The sequence below is a fragment of the Kitasatospora sp. NPDC058063 genome (genome assembly GCF_042885395.1).
Taxonomy (GTDB): domain Bacteria; phylum Actinomycetota; class Actinomycetes; order Streptomycetales; family Streptomycetaceae; genus Kitasatospora; species Kitasatospora lactacystinica.
Genome location: NZ_JBHVSD010000023.1, coordinates 58,711 through 75,742, shown reverse-complemented (window position 1 = coordinate 75,742; position 17,032 = coordinate 58,711). Strand labels below are relative to the sequence as shown.

Sequence of the window (17,032 nt, the reverse complement as noted above, 5' to 3'; positions counted from 1 at the left end):
TTAGAGCACCTCCGGCGCAAGCGAGATGATCTTCATGAACTTCTTGTCACGCAGCTCGCGGCCCACCGGGCCGAAGATGCGGGTGCCACGGGGGTCACCATCGGTGTTCTTCAGAACAACCGCGGCGTTCTCGTCGAAGCGGATGTACGAGCCATCCGGACGACGACGCGACTTCACGGTACGGACGACGACGCACTTGACGACGTCACCCTTCTTCACCGAACCGCCGGGGATCGCGTCCTTGACGGTCGCGACGATGACGTCCCCGATACCGGCGTAGCGACGACCGGAGCCACCGAGAACGCGGATGCAAAGGATTTCCTTCGCGCCCGTGTTGTCGGCGACACGCAGTCGCGACTCCTGCTGGATCACAGCTTTCTCCTGATCGTCAACGAGAGCTGACGGGCCGGCCGCTGCTCACACCGGCGTCCCGCAGGGACCCGCTGCACATACGGCCGTACCACATCGGCTTCGTTACTTGGCCTTCTCGAGGATCTCGACGACGCGCCAGCGCTTCGTCGCGGACAGCGGGCGGGTCTCCGCGAGGAGGACCCGGTCGCCGATGCCGCAGGCGTTCGCCTCGTCGTGCGCCTTCAGCTTGTTCGTACGGCGGATGACCTTGCCGTACAGAGCGTGCTTGACGCGGTCCTCGACGGCGACGACGACGGTCTTGTCCATCTTGTCGCTGACGACGAGACCCTCACGGGTCTTGCGGAAACCGCGCGTCTCGTTGGTGTTCTCAGTCATCAGGCGTTCTCCACCGTCTCGATGCCCAGCTCGCGCTCGCGCATCAGGGTGTAGATCCGCGCGATGTCCTTGCGGACGAGCTTCAGCCGTCCGTGGTTGTCGAGCTGCCCGGTCGCCGCCTGGAAGCGGAGGTTGAACAGCTCCTCCTTGGCCTCACGGAGCTTGGCAACGAGACCCTCGTTGTCCAGCTCGCGGAGGTCAGCAGCCTTGGTGCCGGCCGACATCAGCTCTCACCTGCCTCGCGCCGGATGATCCGGCACTTCATCGGGAGCTTGTGAGCTGCGCGGGTCAGCGCCTCACGAGCCACCTTCTCGTTGGGGTACGACAGCTCGAACATGACCCGACCCGGGTGCACGTTCGCGATCCACCACTCGGGCGAACCCTTACCGGAACCCATGCGGGTCTCGGCCGGCTTCTTGGTGAGCGGACGGTCCGGGTAGATGTTGATCCAGACCTTGCCGCCACGCTTGATGTGACGGGTGACGGCGATACGAGCGGACTCGATCTGCCGGTTCGTCACGTAGGCCGGGGTGACGGCCTGGATGCCGTACTCGCCGAACGCGAGCTCGGTGCCACCCTTGGCAGCGCCACGGCGCTTGGGGTGGTGCTGCTTGCGGTGCTTGACCCGACGGGGGATCAGCATTGGGGTCAGGCCTCCGTTCCGGTGTTCTCGGCAGCCGGCGCCTCGGCGGCCGCGGCCGCGGGGGCCTCGGCAGCGGCGGGGCGACGGCCACGGCCACCGCGCTCGCCACCACGGCGGTCGCCACCGCGGGCGGGACGACCACCCTCGGGACGGGCCGGGCGGTTGCCCGAGCGGGCAGCGGCGTTCTCAGCGCGGACCTCGGCGATGTTCTTGACGTCGCCCTTGTAGATCCAGACCTTCACGCCGATGCGGCCGAAGGTGGTCTTGGCCTCGAAGAAGCCGTAGTCGACGTTCGCACGCAGGGTGTGCAGCGGCACGCGACCCTCGCGGTAGAACTCCGAACGGCTCATCTCGGCGCCGCCGAGACGACCGGAGCACTGGACCTTGATGCCCTTGGCGCCGGACTTCATGGTGCCCTGCATCGACTTGCGCATGGCACGGCGGAAGGAGACGCGCGAGGACAGCTGCTCCGCGACGCCCTGAGCCACGAGCTGGGCGTCCAGCTCGGGGTTCTTGACCTCGAGGATGTTCAGCTGGACCTGCTTGCCGGTCAGCTTCTCGAGGTCGCCGCGGATGCGGTCGGCCTCGGTGCCACGGCGACCGATGACGATGCCGGGGCGAGCGGTGTGGATGTCGACGCGGACGCGGTCGCGGGTGCGCTCGATCTCAACCTTCGAGATGCCGGCGCGCTCCATGCCCTTCGTCATCATGCGACGAATGGCAACGTCTTCCTTGACGTAGTCCTTGTACAGCTTGTCGGCGTACCAGCGGGACTTGAAGTCCGTGCTGATGCCGAGGCGGAACCCGTGCGGGTTAACCTTCTGGCCCATTACCGGGTCCCTTCCTTGCTGCTGACGACCACGGTGATGTGGCTGGTCCGCTTGCGGATCCGGTAGGCGCGGCCCTGGGCACGCGGACGGAACCGCTTCAGGGTCGGACCCTCGTCAACGTACGCCTCGCTGATGACGAGGTCGTCCACGTTGGAGTGGTTGTAGTTGTGCGCGGCGTTGGCAATGGCGCTGTCGAGCACCTTGCCGACCGGCACGGTGGCGGCCTGCGGAGCGAAACGCAGGACGGCCTGGGCCTCCGTGGCCGGCAGGCCACGGATGAGGTCCACCACGCGGCGGGCCTTCATGGGCGTGACGCGGATGTACCGCGCCTGGGCCCTGGCTTCCATGGTTGTCCCCTTAATGGAGTAAGTCATTGAGTCGTTCTGGCGGTGAAGCTCAGGCGACTAGCGACGCTTCGACTTGCGGTCGTCCTTGACGTGGCCGCGGAAGGTGCGGGTCGGAGCGAACTCGCCCAGCTTGTGGCCGACCATCGACTCGGTGACGAACACCGGGACGTGCTTGCGACCATCGTGAACCGCGATCGTGTGGCCGAGCATGGCCGGGAAGATCACGGAGCGACGGGACCAGGTCTTGATGACGTTCTGGGTACCCGCCTCGTTCTGCGCGTCCACCTTCTTGAGAAGGTGGCCGTCGATGAAGGGGCCCTTCTTGAGACTGCGCGGCATCTGACCTGCTCCTAGCGCTTCTTGTTGGTCTTGCGGCGGCGCACGATGAGAGCGTCCGACGCCTTCTTCGGGCGACGGGTACGACCCTCCTTCTGGCCCCACGGCGAGACCGGGTGGCGACCACCGGAGGTCTTACCCTCACCACCACCGTGCGGGTGGTCGATCGGGTTCATGGCCACACCACGCACGGTCGGGCGAACGCCCTTCCAGCGCATACGGCCGGCCTTGCCCCAGTTGATGTTCGACTGCTCGGCGTTGCCGACCTCGCCGACGGTCGCGCGGCAGCGCGCGTCCACCAGGCGGATCTCGCCGGAGGGCATGCGCAGGTGCGCCATCTTGCCCTCACGCGCCAGCAGCTGGATGCCGGAGCCGGCGGAGCGGGCCAGCTTGGCACCGCCACCGGGACGCAGCTCCACCGCGTGGATGGTGGTACCGACCGGGATGTTGCGCAGCGGCAGGTTGTTGCCCGGCTTGATGTCGGCGCCAGCGCCGTTCTCGATCCGGTCACCCTGCGCGATGCCGCGCGGCGCGATGATGTAGCGCTTCTCGCCGTCCGCGTAGTGCAGGAGCGCGATGCGCGCGGTGCGGTTCGGGTCGTACTCGATGTGCGCGACCTTGGCCGGCACGCCGTCCTTGTCGTGACGACGGAAGTCGATCACGCGGTAGGCGCGCTTGTGACCGCCACCCTGGTGGCGAACGGTGATCCGACCGGCGTTGTTACGGCCGCCCTTGCTGTGCAGGGGGCGAACCAGCGACTTCTCCGGCGTGGACCGCGTGATCTCTACGAAGTCGGCCACGCTGGAGCCACGACGGCCCGGCGTAGTCGGCTTGTACTTGCGGATGCCCATTTGGCTCTCTCGTCCTCGTCCTTATCGACGATCACGATCTCCGTTAGGAGACCGGACCACCGAAGATGTCGATGCGGTTGCCCTCGGCCAGCGTCACGATGGCGCGCTTGGTGTCCTTGCGCTTGCCAAAGCCCGTCTTGGAGCGCTTGCGCTTGCCCTGACGGTTGATCGTGTTGACAGCCTCGACCTTGACCGAGAAGACCGCCTCGACGGCCTGCTTGATCTGGGTCTTGTTGGCGCCCGGCGACACGATGAACGTGTACTTGTTCTCGTCGAGAAGGCTGTAGCTCTTCTCGGAGATGACCGGCTTCACCAGGACGTCACGGGGGTCCGTGAACGTCTTGCTCGTAACGTCGCTCATCAGGCGGCGCTCCCTTCGAGCTCGCCCTCAGCGGCAACGGCCTTGGCGGACGCGGCCGGACCGGCCACGAAACGCTCGAAGGCGGCCTGGGTGAAGACCACATCGTCGGAGACGAGCACGTCGTAGGTGTTCAGCTGACCGGCGTCCAGGATGTGCACGTGCGGCAGGTTCCGAGCGGACTTCAGGCCCAGCTCGTCCTCGCGCTCGACGACCAGGAGGACGTTCTTGCGCTCGGTGATCTTGCCGAACAGGCCCTTGGCGGCCTTGGTCGACGGCACCTCGGCCGCGACCACGTCGGTGACGACGTGGATGCGGTTGTGGCGGGCCCGGTCGGTGAGCGCACCGCGCAGAGCGGCGGCGATCATCTTCTTCGGGGTCCGCTGCGAGTAGTCGCGCGGCACGGGACCGTGCACGACGCCACCGCCGGCGAACTGCGGCGCACGGGTCGAGCCCTGACGGGCGCGGCCGGTGCCCTTCTGGCGGTACGGCTTCTTGCCGCCGCCGCGGACCTCGCCACGAGTCTTGGTCTTGTGGGTGCCCTGACGGGCCGCAGCGAGCTGCGCCACGACGACCTGGTGCATCAGCGGAACGCTGACCTTCGCGTCGAAGATCTCGGCCGGCAGCTCGAGGCTGCCGGTCTTGTCACCCGAGGGCGACAGGATGTCAATGGTGCTCATATCCTTCACAGCCCCTTCGCCGCGGTGCGGACGAGGACGAGGCCGCCGTTCGGGCCCGGGATCGCACCCTTGATCAGGAGCAGACCCTTCTCCGCGTCAACCGCGTGCACGGTCAGGTTCTGGGTGGTCACACGCTCGTGACCCATCCGGCCGGCCATCTTCAGGCCCTTGAACACGCGGCCCGGGGTGGCGCAGCCACCGATGGAACCGGGCGAACGGTGCTTGCGCTGCACGCCGTGACCGGCGCCGAGGCCCCGGAAGTTGTGGCGCTTCATGACACCGGCGAAGCCCTTGCCCTTGGAGGTGCCGGTCACGTCGACCTTGACACCCGCCTCGAACAGCTCGGCGGTGATCTCCTGGCCCAGGGTGTACTCGGACGCGTCCGAGGTACGCAGCTCGACCAGGTGGCGGCGCGGGGTGACACCGGCCTTGGCGAAGTGACCCGCGAGGGGCTTGTTCACCTTGCGGGGGTCGATCTCGCCGAAGCCGATCTGGACGGCGTCGTAGCCGGCCGGGCTGTCGGCGGTGTGGACCTGGGTCACGACATTGGGCCCAGCCTTGACGACGGTCACCGGGACAACCCGGTTGTTCTCGTCCCAGACCTGGGTCATGCCGAGCTTCTCGCCCAGGATGCCCTTAATCTGCTTAGCCATCTTCGGTGCGCCTCTCAGAGCTTGATCTCGATGTCGACGCCGGCCGGCAGGTCGAGACGCATGAGCGAGTCAACCGTCTTCGGCGTGGGGTCGAGGATGTCGATCAGACGCTTGTGAGTACGCATCTCGAAGTGCTCGCGCGAGTCCTTGTACTTGTGCGGCGAGCGGATGACGCAGTACACGTTCTTCTCAGTGGGCAGCGGCACCGGGCCCGCGACCTGCGCACCAGTACGGATCACCGTCTCGACGATCTTCTTCGCCGAAGAGTCGATGACCTCGTGGTCGTAGGCCTTGAGCCGGATGCGGATCTTCTGTCCCGCCATGGCTACTCAGTAGTCCTTTGTCCTTAGTCACTGCACGACAACCCTCCGACCCCCGCGCTCGGGCGTGTCGCACTCGCGCTTGCAAAAAACCAACGAATTACTTCGTCGGTTTCAAACTTTCGGGGTTGGGGGCGCCGGGTCGAGGCCCCGCTCACGCTTCCCGGAAGATTCCCGTACTTTCGCCCCGCAGCTGCCGTGGCGTAGAACTCACGCTTGACGGCCATCACGGGAACGACGAGTACATGGGACTCGCTTCCAGTCCTCCCGGCGGGAGGCGCGCAGCATCGGCACTCAACCGAGCAACTTGGACATACTGCCACATGGAGCAGCCCGGATGCCAATCGGGGCCGGTGAGGCGCTCCTCACCGGCCCCGATGGGGTGAACGCCCTGGTCAGTCCTTGCGCCAGAGCACCCAGCCGCGGTCCTTGTTGTACTTCGCGACGTGCCAGCCGGGCTTCGGATTCGGCCAGCTGGTCTCCGGCGGGGCGTCCTTGCCGGTGGCCGCCAGGAACGCGGTGGCCTTCTCCGGCGGGGTGTTGCCGCCCTTGACGTCGTCCGTCCAGACCCGTCCCCAGTAGACCTCGTAGGCCATCGCCATCCGGGTGTCCCAGTCGAGGTCCCAGTCCAGGACCACGTTGTCGCCCTTGCGCAGGCCCGCCTCCTTGGCCACGCCGACCGCCTGGTACTTGCGGAACTTGGCGTGCGGCTCGGAGACGTTGTCGGTAATGGCGATCGTCGCGTAGGCCGCGAACAGCGTCAGGCAGGCCACCACCGCGGCGACCACCCGGCGCCCGCCGGCCACCCGCAGCAGCAGGCAGGCGGCCAGCACCGCCAGCGCGCCGAAGCTCGTCCGGATCATGTGCAGGCCGTCCCAGGTCGAGGCCAGGAACATCGCGTCCGGCACCGTCCACGGGCTGATCCAGAGCTTCAGCGCGGCACCCGCGTACGCGCCGACCGACACCTGGATGACACCGATCACCACCGTGCCGACCAGCGCCATCCACAGCAGCGCACGGACCCCGGCCCGGAACAGCGCGGTCAGGCCGACCACCAGGAACAGCGGCACCAGCACCGCGCAGTACCGGGCGTACACCCAGTTGTCGGTCCGGTCGTTGTCCGCCAGGCCGGCCGCCGAGGCCAGCGCGGTGCCGAACAGCATCGCCACCAGGGTGAAGGCCACCACCCGCTCGGCCACCGAGTACCGGCGCCGGAACACCACCACCACGCACAGCACGAGGGCGATCGCCCCGAAGCCGTACGTGGAGGTCATGAAGTACCACAGCTGCCCGAACGTGCGGGCGACGATCGTGCCGATGTACTTGCTGTCCTCGAGGTTCTCGAAGACCTTGTTGCCGACGTCGCTCGGCGGCACGTCCTTGAACTGGCTCTCGACGAAGCCGGCCAGCAGCTTCGCGCCCAGGTACGACACCCCGAGCGCGCCGACACCGGCCAGCGAGGCGAGCCGCGGCGCCCAGCCGAGGACCAGCACCACGACCAGCACCAGCGCCGTCAGCGCCACGACCACGCCGCCCCGGTCGTGGGTGGCCATCGTGTAGCCGGCCGCCAGGCCCATCCCCGCCGCGTACAGCGCGCGGCGGCGCGCCGTGCCGGGCGAGAGCCAGCCGTGCATCGCGAGCACCCAGGCCAGCAGGAGCACCGGCAGCACGGTGTCCGACATGACGAACTGGGAGTAGAAGACCACCGGCGGCACCAGCGCCACGGCGGTGCCCACCAGGTACGCCTGCGGCCGGGACAGGCCCAGCCGGCGCGCCGCCACCACGGCCAGCGGGAACACCAGCGCGTTGAGCACCGCGTTGATGCCCATCACCAGGTGGTACGCGGTGGCCGGGTTGTCGGCGATCCGCAGCGCCGGCGAGATCAGCAGCGGGTAACCGCCCGGGATCACCACGCCGACCGGCATCTCGGTGGTCGGCCGGCCGGCCAGCACCCGCGCTATCACCAGGTACGAGTCCTCGTCGGCGTGCACCGACGGGAAGTAGTTGTGGATCGACAGCACCAGGCGGAACGCCACCTGCGCGCCGTACCCGAGCAGCAGGGCCGCCGGCCAGAACCAGCGGTGGGCGACGAGCGCCCGCAGCCGGACCGGCACGACCGGGGCCGGGGTGCCGGACGCGCTCCCGTCGCCGCCCTCACCCCGGCGCGGCCCGTCGGACGTGTGGGCAGAGTCGATCAGCGGCTGCACCGAGACACTTCCCTACTTGTATGAGTTGACGACCTCGTCATGGCCGGTTCCGGACGGCGTGCCACGGGTCCTGCCACCACGCGTCGAAGCGCATCGGCAGTGTGCCACGCGGTGATCGGCCGGAGCCAACGCACTCCTCGCCCCTGGACGACAACGACCCGCCCGGGAACGGTGGTTCAGCCCGCGACGATCCCCCGATCGAGGTGCTGGCAGAATCGCGGTGTCCGGCCACCGAAACCACACACCGCCCCCGCGTCCACGTGCTGCGGGAAGCAGAAGGACCGAACAGTGACGACGAGCGTCCAGCCCGCCCCCGCCTCGGGCAGGCATCAGGGCATACCGCCCAGCCAGAGGAGACGGGCAGCCGCTCTTCGCCTCCCCGCCGTCCTCTGGGCCGCGGAGATCCTGACCGCGGCCACGGCGGCGCTCTTCATGACCGGTCTGGCATGGACCGTCCACCTGAACCCCATGTCGAGGATCGGCCAGGTCAGCGGCCTCGCCGCGCTCCAGCTCCGGCTCCTGCTGCTCGTCGGCCTCGTCGTCCTGGTCCTGGTGCCGGCGATGCGCCGCTGGGCGGACCTCCCGGTGCGGTTCGCCGCCGCCGCGATCGCGGGCCTGTCCTCCGGCGTCCTGGCCGCCGGCATCTCGCTCGCACTGCGCGACACCAACTGGCCGCTGTACGCCCAGCACGGCGACTCCGGCAGCCTCCAGGCCTGGGTCGGCGCCCTGATGGACGGCAAGTCCCTCGACGGCGCCTACCCGCCGCTGTTCCCGCACATCGTCGCCTTCATCGCCGAGCACCTCACCCACGGCCAGGTGGGCTACGCGCTCAAGCTCGCCGACCTGGCGTTCACCGCGCTGCTGGGCCCGCTCGCCTACCTGTCCTGGCGCCTGCTGCTGCCCCCGCTCTGGGCGCTCGGGATCGGCGTCACCGCCGCCCTGCCGATGGCGCAGCCGTACAAGCCGTACACCACCTTCGTGCTCGTCGCCTTCCTCCCGGTGGTGGCGAAGCTGATGCAGCTCCTCCAGCGCGCCCCGGACCTCCCGCGCCGCACCGCCGCCGTCCGCGGCGCCGTGCTCGGCCTCGGGATCGGGCTGCTGTTCCTCCTCTACTCCGGCTGGTTCGTGTGGTCCGCGGCCGGAGTGGTGGTGCTCACCCTGGTGCTGCTGCTGCGCGCCCGCCGCACCGGCGGTACCCCCGGCCTGCTCAACGCCCTGTGCGCGATCGGCGGCGCCGCCGGGGTCTTCCTGGTCGTCGCCGGCTTCTACCTGGTCCGGCTGCTCGGGTCCGCCGGAAGCACCGTCGACCGCTACTGCTACTTCGACACCTACACCGAGCCCACCTACTTCGCGATGTGGCGCGACGACCTCCCCGGCACCGACGGCCAGAGCACCTGGCCGGTCCCCGGCGAGATCGGCGGGGTCGGCCTCTTCACGATCCTCCTGCTGGTCGGCCTGGGCGTGGCGCTGGCCCTCGGGATCGGCCGGGCCACCGTGCTGACCGCCGCCGCGTGCACGGCGAGCGCCCTGCTGATGCGCTACTGGTACGCCTCCCACATGGAGCGCGACCAGGCCGTCATGCTCTACCCGCGCACCAGCGCGCAGCTGCTCTACTGCCTGCTGGTCCTCGTCGGGCTGGCGTGCTACCTGATCGTCCGCCGCCGCCAGGGCGCCCCGGCGGCCCCCGCCGCCGAGACCGCCGCGGAGACCGGACGCCGGCTCCCGCTGCGCCTCAACCCGCGCGGTGTGGCCATCGGCGCCATCTGCTCGCTGGGCCTGCTCTTCGGCATGGCCGGCTCCGCCACCGCCAGCAAGTACATGCCCGACCCGCACTGGGGCCCGGGGGCGCTGGCGTGGATCGCGCAGAGCACCGCCGACACCAAGGGGCACTGCTCGCGCTACGCGCCCAACGGCCAGTGCGACCAGCCGACGGACATCAGCAACCTGCTGGAGCCGGTGCCCGATACCGGCAAGCTCGCGTGCCCGAAGGTCAACCCGTACCCGCCGCGGCAGCCCGACCCGCTCGGCCCCCAGGGCGCGCCCTGGTAACCCGTGGCGAGGCGCCCGCGAACGGCACTGGGCCGGTAGTCCGAGTTCGGACTACCGGCCCAGTGCCGTATCAGGACCTACGAACGGTCAGTGCCGCTCTCCGCCGGTCAGCGCGTGGCGGACCAGGACCTTGGCGCCGCCCCGCTGGCCGCGCTTCAGCGCGCCCGGCAGCATGGTCAGCGCGTGCAGCCGGGAGGCGCTGCGGAACCGGGCCGCCCGGGCGGCCTTCGGCCAGCCGCGGGCGTCCATCCGCTCGGCCACCGCGTTGAAGTACCGCTCCGCCTCGGTGAACCGGGTGCCGGAGAAGGCCTGCACCGAGGACTCGCTGACGGCGTGCCGGCGGTACTGGAAGACGACGGTGGTGTTGTCCACCATCATCTGCTCGCCGCGCTCCAGCAGGTCGACGACCAGGGCCAGGTCCTGGATCACCGAGTACTCGTCACGGAAGTTGACCGCGCGCAGCGCCTCGCCCCGCCAGCAGATCGACGGGAAGTAGAGCCAGTTGCCGCGCAGCACGCTCGCGGCCAGCTCCTCGCCGCCCATCAGCCGCCGGCCCTTGACGGTCGGCGCGTAGATCTTCTCCTTGACGTTGTCCGCCAGGCCGGAACGGCTGACCTCGCCGTTGCCGTCGATGACCTCGACGCCCGGCTGCACCATGCCCAGGTCCGGGTTGGCCTTGACGATCGACCGGACGGTCTCCAGGTAGTGCGGGTGCATCAGGTCGTCGCAGCCCATGATGACCACGTGGTCGGCCTTGGACAGCTCCACGCACTTCTGGAAGTTCTTGGTGATGCCGAGGTTCTGCTCGTTGCGCAGGTAGCCCACCCGGTCGTCGCCGAGCGTGGCGAACCAGCCCGGGACGTCCGGCTCCTTGCCGTCGTCTATGACCGTCAGCCGGAAGTCCGGGTCGGTCTGCGCGAGGATGCTCCGCACGGCGGCCTGCATCAGCGCCACGTCGCCGTAGTACGGCAGCATGAACTCGAAGGTCGCCACGGGATCAGGCCTTGCTGCGGTCGACCGGCGCCGAGACCGGCAGGTCCAGGTCGAAGCGCTCCTCGTTCAGGCGGGCGCCCTCGTTGATCGCCACGGTGCGCGCCAGATCGGTGAGCTTCTTCTCCAGCGAGCGGAAGCGCAGGAAGGTGTTCAGGGTCAGGAAGCCCATCGCCAGCACCATCCCGTACAGCACCAGGTCGGTGCCGCGGCCGACGCCGAGCTGGTGGGCCAGCCAGGTCACGTCGGTGGGACGCAGCACCGCGTAGATGTTCACGACCACGAAGACCGAGAACGCGATGCGCTTCCAGGCGCGGGTGTTGGCACGGTCCCAACGCCGGATGAACATGTAGGCGAGAGTGACCGAGCCGAGAATGAGAACCAGCTGGATCCAGAAGAATTTCATCGGCGGCTACGCTCCCGCAGCGAGATGTCGAAGATGATGTTGACGCCGTTGATCAGGGACTGACCCTTGGCGCGTGAGTAGTCGGTGTACAGGATGTCCACCGGGAGCTCGGCGACCCGGAGGTCCGAGCCGGCGAGGAAGCTGACGATCTCCGACGCGTGTGCCATGCCGTTCATGGTGATCCGCAGCCGGCCGGCGGCCTCGCGGTTCAGCACCCGCAGGCCGTTGTGGGAGTCGGTCAGCTTGAGCTTGCGGGCGGTCGGGCTGACGGTCGCCGCGGTGCGCAGGACGACCCGCTTGATCCACGGCACCTGCCCGTTCTGCTCGATGAAGCGCGAGCCGAGGACCACGTCCGTGTCGCCCTCCCGCAGCAGGGCGACCATCTTCTCGACGTCGGCGGTCTGGTGCTGACCGTCCGCGTCGAAGGTGGCGAAGTACTTGGCGCCCGGCTGGGCCAGGGCGTAGGCCAGGCCGGTCTGGAGGGCGGCGCCCTGACCGAGGTTGACCGGGTGGCGCACCAGGTGCGCGCCCGTCGCCATGATGTGCTTGGCCGAGTCGTCGCCGCTGCCGTCATCGACCACCACGATGTTCGGGAACGTCTTTCGCGCCCCCTCCACAACGTCGGCGATCACCTGGCCCTCGTTGTAGGCCGGGATCACCAGCCAAACATCGTCGTACTGGGACACGGAGGCTCCATGAATGGGGTCTGGCCCGCGCTGCTGCGCGGCGATCTGAAGATGAGGGGCGGACACGGTCATTCACCGGCCGTCCGGCTGCTCAGCACCGCGGCGTTCTGGTCCCCCGGCTGCTGGACGAGGCCGGCGGAATTCGTCGCCGAACGGGCGAAACTCTGCCTCAGCACCGCCAGCATACCGAGGACGGTGGCCACGGAACCCGCCGTGTACGCAAGGATCACGCGGGTGGACACCTCGCCCGGCAGGAAGGTCACCCCGGCGAGGACCGCGGTGCCGAGCGCCCAGCAGAGCAGCTGAAGGTTGTGCCGCTTGAATACCATCAGCGCCTGGCCCAGCACCATCGCGAACATGTACGCCACGGTTCCGGCGGACAACCAGAAGAAGTCGAGGCAGCCGAGCACCGGCTTGGCGCCGAACAGCACCTGGATCAGCCACGGGCCGAGGGCGACCGCCGGGATCCCGCCGAGCACGCCCAGCGCGCCCACCACGACGCCGATCTTCTTGAGCATCCCGGTGAAGGCCGCCCGGTCCCCGACCGCGATCGCGGCGGAGAGGCCGTTCAGCAGCGAGGCCTGGAGCGAACCGAAGACGAACAGCGGCACCCGGGCCAGCACCAGCGCGTTGAGCAGGGCGGCGATCAGCGCGGAGTCCGAGGGCGCGAGCAGCTTGGTGCTCACCACGGCCGCGTTCACCACGACCTGCGAGAGCAGCGTCGAGCAGATCAGCAGGCCCAGCCCGGAGCAGAGTTCGGACCAGCCGACCTGCTCGCCGGGCTTCACCGCGCGCAGCAGCGGCGGCAGCGTGGCGATCGTGGCGAGGATCGGCGCGACGGCCAGGATCAGGCTGAACGCGAGCGCCGAGTGCACCCCGGCCACGCCGCAGGCGAAGGCCAGGCCGATCCGCAGGCCGCCGTCCAGGCCGAGCTGGGTGCCGTACGCGCCGAAGCGGCCGAGGCCGGCCAGCACGCCACGGGTGAGGTAGCAGACGGCCATGCCGGTGAAGGCCCCGCCGAGCGCCAGCACCAGCGAGCGGTCGCCGTGGAACATCGACCGGGCGATCGGGCCGGAGGCGGCGCCGAGGACGATCAGGGTCGCCCCGAGGATCCCGCCGGTGAGCAGGGCCGCCCGGCGCAGGACCGGCGCGGCACCGTGGCCGAGCGCCGCGCGCGCCGCGACGATCCGGGTGAGCTCCTGCTCGATCGGGAAGAAGACGCCGATGCCGACGGACATCACGATCGTCCACAGCAGCGAGACGTTCGCCATGTCGTCGACGGACAGGCTGTGGCCCGCCACCCCGAGGTGGATGTAGTTGGCGGCACCCAGGACGACGGTGCCGCCGGCCACCGCCAGGGTTCCCGGCGGTAGCGCGGCAGCCACCTTCGTCAGCGCGTTCTTCACTGAGGTCTGTCGCTCTCGGTGGTCCGGGCCGTTGCGGCCAGTTCGGCGAAGACGGGCCGGGACAGCGCCTCGGCCAGCATGGCCCGCCACTCGGGCAGCGGCGCCAGTCCGGCGGCGGCCCAGCGGTCGTGGGCCAGCACGCTGAAGGCGGGGCGGGCGGCCGGGCGGACGAAGGCCTCCGACGTGGTCGGGCGGATCCGCTCCCGGTCCAGCCCGCTCAGCGCGTAGGTCTCGCCGGCCAGTCCGCACCAGGTGGTGCGGCCGCTCGCGGTGCCGTGGTAGACCCCGGCCGGGGCCTGCCCGGCGAGCGCGGCCCGGCCGAGCTCGACCAGGCGGCCGGCCAGCGCGTACGACCAGGTCGGCTGGCCGTGCTGGTCGTCCACCACGTCCAGGGTGTCCCGCTGGGCGGCGAGCTTGAGCATGGTGGCCACGAAGTTCGGGCCGTGCTCGCCGTACAGCCAGGCGGTGCGCACGATGTAGCCGTGCTCGGGGAGGAGTTCGGCGACCGCCTGCTCCCCCACCAGCTTGCTGCGGCCGTACGCGTTCACCGGAGCGGTCGGGGCATCCTCCGGGCAGGGCTCGGTGGCGTCGCCCGGCAGGACGTAGTCGGTGGAGACGTGCAGCAGCCGCGCGCCGGTGCTGGCGCAGGCCGCGGCCAGGTGGCGCACGCCGGTGCCGTTGACGGCGGTGGCAGCTGCCTCCTCGGTCTCCGCACCGTCGACGTTCGTCCACGCGGCGCAGTTGACCACGATGTCGTGGCCCTCGACGGCGGCCAGGACGGCCGCCGCGTCGGTGATGTCGAGGTCCGCCCGGCGCAGCGCGGTGATCTCGGCGGTCCCGTCGGCGCCCAGCACCGACAGCAGGTCCTGCCCGAGCATCCCGGCCGCGCCGGTGACCAGCCAGCGCACGGGCGCGGCGGCGTTCGCGGTCACTTGGCCAGGGCCGCCTTCTGCTTCAGCGGCTCCCACCAGGCGCGGTTCTCGCGGTACCAGGCGATGGTCGCGGCGAGGCCGTCCTCGAAGCGGACCTGCGGCTCGTAGCCGAGCTCCTCGCGGATCTTGCTGATGTCGATCGAGTAGCGGAGGTCGTGGCCCTTGCGGTCCGCGACGTGCTCGACCATGTCCCAGCCGGCGCCGGCGGCCTCCAGCAGCAGGCCGGTCAGCTCCTTGTTGGTCGCCTCGGTGCCGCCGCCGATGTTGTAGACCTCGCCCGCGCGGCCACCGCGCATGACCAGCTCGATGCCCCGGCAGTGGTCCGAGACGTGCAGCCAGTCGCGGACGTTGCCACCGTCGCCGTACAGCGGCACCTTCTTGCCGTCGATCAGGTTGGTGGTGAACAGCGGGATGACCTTCTCCGGGAACTGGTAGTGCCCGTAGTTGTTGGAGCAGCGGGTCACCACGACGTCCATGCCGTGGGTGCGGTGGTAGGCCAGCGCCAGCAGGTCGGAGGAGGCCTTGGAGGCCGAGTACGGGGAGTTCGGCTCGAGCGGCCAGGTCTCGGTCCAGGAGCCCTCGTTGATCGAGCCGTACACCTCGTCGGTGGAGATGTGGACGAAGCGGCCGACGCCGTGCTTGCGGGCCGCGTCGAGCAGCACCTGGGTGCCGACGACGTTGGTCAGCACGAACGGGCCCGCGCCGGCGATCGAACGGTCCACGTGGGACTCGGCGGCGAAGTGCACCACCACGTCGTGTCCGGGCATGACCTGGTCGACGGCGTCCGCGTCGCAGATGTCGCCCTGGACGAAGGTGTAGCCCTTGTGGTCGGCCACCGGAGCGAGGTTCTCCAGGACGCCCGAGTAGGTGAGCTTGTCAAAGACCGTGATCCGGGCATTCTCGTCAGCCCCGAGGAGCTGACGGACGAACTCCGAACCGATGAATCCGGCGCCGCCGGTCACGAGGATGCGCATAATGCGCGTAGTCTACCGCCGCCCGAACGCCCTCCCGACCCGGCCCCTCCCGCGTTCACCGATCTCGAATAGGGTGCACCCATGCGTGGAATCCTCCTGGCCGGCGGCACCGGCTCGCGGCTGTGGCCCCTGACCCGTGCGGTGTCGAAGCAGCTCCTCCCGGTCTTCGACAAGCCGATGATCTACTACCCCCTCTCGACCCTGGTGATGGCCGGGATAAGCGAAATCCTGATCATCACCACCCCGAACGACCGGGACCAGTTCGAACGACTGCTGGGCGACGGTTCCCAGTTCGGCCTGAAGCTCCAGTACGCCGTCCAGGAGAAGCCCGAGGGCATCGCCCAGGCCTTCGTGCTCGGCGCGGACTTCATCGGCGACGAGCCGGTGGCCCTGATCCTCGGCGACAACATCTTCCACGGCACCGGCCTGGGCACCGCGCTCACCGAGCACTCCGACATCAAGGGCGGCCGGGTCTTCGCGTACCCCGTGGCCGACCCGACCGCGTACGGCGTGGTCGAGTTCGACGGGACCGGCCAGGTCATCTCCATCGAGGAGAAGCCGACCGAGCCCAAGTCCCGTTACGCCGTCCCCGGCCTGTACTTCTACGACAACCGGGTCGTCGAGATCGCCCGCACGCTGGAGCCGAGCGCCCGCGGCGAGCTGGAGATCACCGCCGTCAACGACGCCTACCTGCGCACCGGCGACCTGCACGTGACGATCCTCGACCGCGGCACCGCCTGGCTGGACACCGGCACGTTCGTGTCGATGGTCCAGGCCTCGGAGTTCGTCCGGGTCATCGAGGAGCGCCAGGGCTTCAAGATCGGCTGCATCGAGGAGGCCGTCTGGCGGGCCGGGCTGATCGACGACGCCCAGCTGCGCGAGCTCGCCGAGCCGCTGCTGAAGAGCGGCTACGGCCAGTACCTGGTGGGCCTGCTCGAAGAGGCGGCCGCCAAGTGAAGTTCCGTGAGCTCTCCATCGAGGGCGCCTTCGAGATCACCCCTCAGGTGCACGGCGACGCCCGCGGCCACTTCACCGAGTGGTACCGCTTCGACCGCCTCGCCGAGGTCGTCGGCCACCCGCTGAACCTGGCCCAGGCCAACCTGTCGCTCTCCGCCAAGGACGTCGTCCGCGGCATCCACTTCGCCGACGTCCCGCCCGGCCAGGCCAAGTACGTGGCCTGCACCCGCGGCGCGGTGCTGGACGTCATCGTCGACCTGCGGGTCGGCTCGCCGAACTTCGGCAAGTGGGAGTTCGTCCGGCTGGACGACACCGAGCGCAAGGCCGTCTACATCCCGGAGGGCCTCGGCCACGGCTTCTGCGCCCTCACCGACGACGCCACGCTGACCTACCTCTGCTCGGCGACGTACAACCCGACCGGCGAGCACGGCGTGCACCCGCTGGACCCGGATCTCGGCATCGAGTGGCCGACCGACGCCCCGCAGCTCTCGGCCCGCGACGCGGTGGCGCCCTCCCTCGCGGAGGCGCTCGCCGACGGCCTGCTGCCGGACTACCAGGCCTGCAAGGCGTACACGGACTCGCTGAAGCAGCAGTAGCGCAGCCCGGCCCACACGGAGGGGGCGCGTGCCACGGCACGCGCCCCCTCCGTCGTCGTCTCCC

22 protein-coding genes are annotated in these 17,032 nt (G+C 69.5%); 3 read left to right on the top strand and 19 right to left on the bottom strand.

Annotated features, from left to right (window positions below; genetic code table 11):
* From rplN to ACFVUY_RS32275, 13 genes are all read right to left on the bottom strand, one after another.
* Window positions 1-372, bottom strand: coding sequence for a 50S ribosomal protein L14 (gene rplN, locus ACFVUY_RS32335; protein ID WP_030393301.1), 372 nt, complete (start codon window positions 370-372; stop codon window positions 1-3).
* Between the two features lie 102 nt (window positions 373-474).
* Window positions 475-747, bottom strand: a complete 273-nt coding sequence (gene rpsQ / locus ACFVUY_RS32330) for a 30S ribosomal protein S17 (RefSeq protein ID WP_030055826.1) — start codon at window positions 745-747, stop codon at window positions 475-477.
* A complete protein-coding gene (rpmC, locus tag ACFVUY_RS32325; RefSeq protein WP_063348970.1) occupies window positions 747-971 on the bottom strand; it encodes a 50S ribosomal protein L29 in 225 nt (74 codons plus the stop codon). Before rpmC ends, rpsQ begins: the two co-directional genes overlap by 1 nt.
* On the bottom strand, window positions 971-1,390 hold the full coding sequence (rplP, locus tag ACFVUY_RS32320) for a 50S ribosomal protein L16 (protein ID WP_030055824.1): 420 nt from the start codon (window positions 1,388-1,390) through the stop codon (window positions 971-973). Before rplP ends, rpmC begins: the two co-directional genes overlap by 1 nt.
* 5 nt (window positions 1,391-1,395) lie before the next feature.
* A complete protein-coding gene (gene rpsC / locus ACFVUY_RS32315) occupies window positions 1,396-2,220 on the bottom strand; it encodes a 30S ribosomal protein S3 (protein ID WP_359820416.1) in 825 nt (274 codons plus the stop codon).
* On the bottom strand, window positions 2,220-2,567 hold the full coding sequence (gene rplV / locus ACFVUY_RS32310; RefSeq protein WP_030055822.1) for a 50S ribosomal protein L22: 348 nt from the start codon (window positions 2,565-2,567) through the stop codon (window positions 2,220-2,222). Before rplV ends, rpsC begins: the two co-directional genes overlap by 1 nt.
* Window positions 2,568-2,624: 57 nt before the next feature.
* On the bottom strand, window positions 2,625-2,906 hold the full coding sequence (gene rpsS / locus ACFVUY_RS32305; protein WP_030055821.1) for a 30S ribosomal protein S19: 282 nt from the start codon (window positions 2,904-2,906) through the stop codon (window positions 2,625-2,627).
* A gap of 11 nt (window positions 2,907-2,917) precedes the next feature.
* Window positions 2,918-3,754 carry a 50S ribosomal protein L2 gene (rplB, locus tag ACFVUY_RS32300; protein WP_320440637.1) on the bottom strand — a complete coding sequence of 279 codons (837 nt, stop codon included), beginning with the start codon at window positions 3,752-3,754 and terminating at the stop codon, window positions 2,918-2,920.
* A gap of 43 nt (window positions 3,755-3,797) precedes the next feature.
* Complete coding sequence (gene rplW / locus ACFVUY_RS32295) at window positions 3,798-4,115, bottom strand: 50S ribosomal protein L23 (protein WP_030280768.1); 318 nt, start codon at window positions 4,113-4,115, stop codon at window positions 3,798-3,800.
* Window positions 4,115-4,792 (bottom strand): 50S ribosomal protein L4, encoded by a 678-nt coding sequence (gene rplD / locus ACFVUY_RS32290; RefSeq protein WP_359897509.1) that lies wholly within the window; start codon window positions 4,790-4,792, stop codon window positions 4,115-4,117. Before rplD ends, rplW begins: the two co-directional genes overlap by 1 nt.
* Window positions 4,793-4,797: 5 nt before the next feature.
* Complete coding sequence (gene rplC / locus ACFVUY_RS32285; RefSeq protein WP_189916064.1) at window positions 4,798-5,445, bottom strand: 50S ribosomal protein L3; 648 nt, start codon at window positions 5,443-5,445, stop codon at window positions 4,798-4,800.
* A 14-nt stretch (window positions 5,446-5,459) separates the two neighbouring features.
* Window positions 5,460-5,768 carry a 30S ribosomal protein S10 gene (gene rpsJ, locus ACFVUY_RS32280; RefSeq protein ID WP_012785157.1) on the bottom strand — a complete coding sequence of 103 codons (309 nt, stop codon included), beginning with the start codon at window positions 5,766-5,768 and terminating at the stop codon, window positions 5,460-5,462.
* A 392-nt stretch (window positions 5,769-6,160) separates the two neighbouring features.
* Complete coding sequence (locus ACFVUY_RS32275; protein WP_387735827.1) at window positions 6,161-7,972, bottom strand: hypothetical protein; 1,812 nt, start codon at window positions 7,970-7,972, stop codon at window positions 6,161-6,163.
* Window positions 7,973-8,260: 288 nt separating this feature from the next.
* Here ACFVUY_RS32275 and ACFVUY_RS32270 point away from each other — a divergent pair, with 288 nt between their 5' ends.
* Entirely contained in the window at window positions 8,261-10,021 is a 1,761-nt protein-coding gene (locus ACFVUY_RS32270) for a hypothetical protein (RefSeq protein WP_387735825.1), read from the top strand.
* Between the two features lie 87 nt (window positions 10,022-10,108).
* On the opposite strand, the gene ACFVUY_RS32265 is transcribed toward ACFVUY_RS32270, so the two are convergent.
* The 6 genes from ACFVUY_RS32265 to rfbB form a co-directional block, all read right to left on the bottom strand.
* Entirely contained in the window at window positions 10,109-11,014 is a 906-nt protein-coding gene (locus ACFVUY_RS32265) for a glycosyltransferase family 2 protein (RefSeq protein WP_387735822.1), read from the bottom strand.
* Window positions 11,015-11,018: 4 nt separating this feature from the next.
* Window positions 11,019-11,417 carry a DUF2304 domain-containing protein gene (locus ACFVUY_RS32260; RefSeq protein WP_359897514.1) on the bottom strand — a complete coding sequence of 133 codons (399 nt, stop codon included), beginning with the start codon at window positions 11,415-11,417 and terminating at the stop codon, window positions 11,019-11,021.
* Window positions 11,414-12,103 (bottom strand): glycosyltransferase family 2 protein, encoded by a 690-nt coding sequence (locus ACFVUY_RS32255; RefSeq protein ID WP_387686287.1) that lies wholly within the window; start codon window positions 12,101-12,103, stop codon window positions 11,414-11,416. The genes ACFVUY_RS32260 and ACFVUY_RS32255 overlap by 4 nt, the downstream gene beginning before the upstream one ends.
* A gap of 68 nt (window positions 12,104-12,171) precedes the next feature.
* Window positions 12,172-13,488: a lipopolysaccharide biosynthesis protein gene (locus ACFVUY_RS32250; protein ID WP_387735821.1), complete on the bottom strand. Its 1,317-nt coding sequence runs from the start codon at window positions 13,486-13,488 to the stop codon at window positions 12,172-12,174.
* Window positions 13,489-13,505: 17 nt separating this feature from the next.
* Entirely contained in the window at window positions 13,506-14,441 is a 936-nt protein-coding gene (gene rfbD / locus ACFVUY_RS32245; RefSeq protein ID WP_380351760.1) for a dTDP-4-dehydrorhamnose reductase, read from the bottom strand.
* Window positions 14,438-15,415 (bottom strand): dTDP-glucose 4,6-dehydratase, encoded by a 978-nt coding sequence (gene rfbB / locus ACFVUY_RS32240; RefSeq protein WP_359897517.1) that lies wholly within the window; start codon window positions 15,413-15,415, stop codon window positions 14,438-14,440. The genes rfbD and rfbB overlap by 4 nt, the downstream gene beginning before the upstream one ends.
* Window positions 15,416-15,496: 81 nt before the next feature.
* On the opposite strand from rfbB, the gene rfbA reads away from it, so the two are divergent.
* Complete coding sequence (rfbA, locus tag ACFVUY_RS32235; RefSeq protein WP_359897518.1) at window positions 15,497-16,372, top strand: glucose-1-phosphate thymidylyltransferase RfbA; 876 nt, start codon at window positions 15,497-15,499, stop codon at window positions 16,370-16,372.
* Complete coding sequence (gene rfbC / locus ACFVUY_RS32230) at window positions 16,369-16,968, top strand: dTDP-4-dehydrorhamnose 3,5-epimerase (RefSeq protein WP_359897519.1); 600 nt, start codon at window positions 16,369-16,371, stop codon at window positions 16,966-16,968. The genes rfbA and rfbC overlap by 4 nt, the downstream gene beginning before the upstream one ends.
* The last annotated feature ends 64 nt before the right edge of the window (window positions 16,969-17,032 follow it).

What these genes read in the sequence shown, in the direction of transcription:
- rpsQ (WP_030055826.1), bottom strand. Translation starts at nt 747, where the DNA reads ATGACTGAGAACACCAACGAGACGCGCGGTTTCCGCAAGACCCGTGAG.
- rpmC (WP_063348970.1), bottom strand. Translation starts at nt 971, where the DNA reads ATGTCGGCCGGCACCAAGGCTGCTGACCTCCGCGAGCTGGACAACGAG.
- rplP (WP_030055824.1), bottom strand. Translation starts at nt 1,390, where the DNA reads ATGCTGATCCCCCGTCGGGTCAAGCACCGCAAGCAGCACCACCCCAAG.
- rpsC (WP_359820416.1), bottom strand. Translation starts at nt 2,220, where the DNA reads ATGGGCCAGAAGGTTAACCCGCACGGGTTCCGCCTCGGCATCAGCACG.
- rplV (WP_030055822.1), bottom strand. Translation starts at nt 2,567, where the DNA reads ATGGAAGCCAGGGCCCAGGCGCGGTACATCCGCGTCACGCCCATGAAG.
- rpsS (WP_030055821.1), bottom strand. Translation starts at nt 2,906, where the DNA reads ATGCCGCGCAGTCTCAAGAAGGGCCCCTTCATCGACGGCCACCTTCTC.
- rplB (WP_320440637.1), bottom strand. Translation starts at nt 3,754, where the DNA reads ATGGGCATCCGCAAGTACAAGCCGACTACGCCGGGCCGTCGTGGCTCC.
- rplW (WP_030280768.1), bottom strand. Translation starts at nt 4,115, where the DNA reads ATGAGCGACGTTACGAGCAAGACGTTCACGGACCCCCGTGACGTCCTG.
- rplD (WP_359897509.1), bottom strand. Translation starts at nt 4,792, where the DNA reads ATGAGCACCATTGACATCCTGTCGCCCTCGGGTGACAAGACCGGCAGC.
- rplC (WP_189916064.1), bottom strand. Translation starts at nt 5,445, where the DNA reads ATGGCTAAGCAGATTAAGGGCATCCTGGGCGAGAAGCTCGGCATGACC.
- rpsJ (WP_012785157.1), bottom strand. Translation starts at nt 5,768, where the DNA reads ATGGCGGGACAGAAGATCCGCATCCGGCTCAAGGCCTACGACCACGAG.
- ACFVUY_RS32260 (WP_359897514.1), bottom strand. Translation starts at nt 11,417, where the DNA reads ATGAAATTCTTCTGGATCCAGCTGGTTCTCATTCTCGGCTCGGTCACT.
- rfbB (WP_359897517.1), bottom strand. Translation starts at nt 15,415, where the DNA reads ATGCGCATCCTCGTGACCGGCGGCGCCGGATTCATCGGTTCGGAGTTC.
- rfbA (WP_359897518.1), top strand. Translation starts at nt 15,497, where the DNA reads ATGCGTGGAATCCTCCTGGCCGGCGGCACCGGCTCGCGGCTGTGGCCC.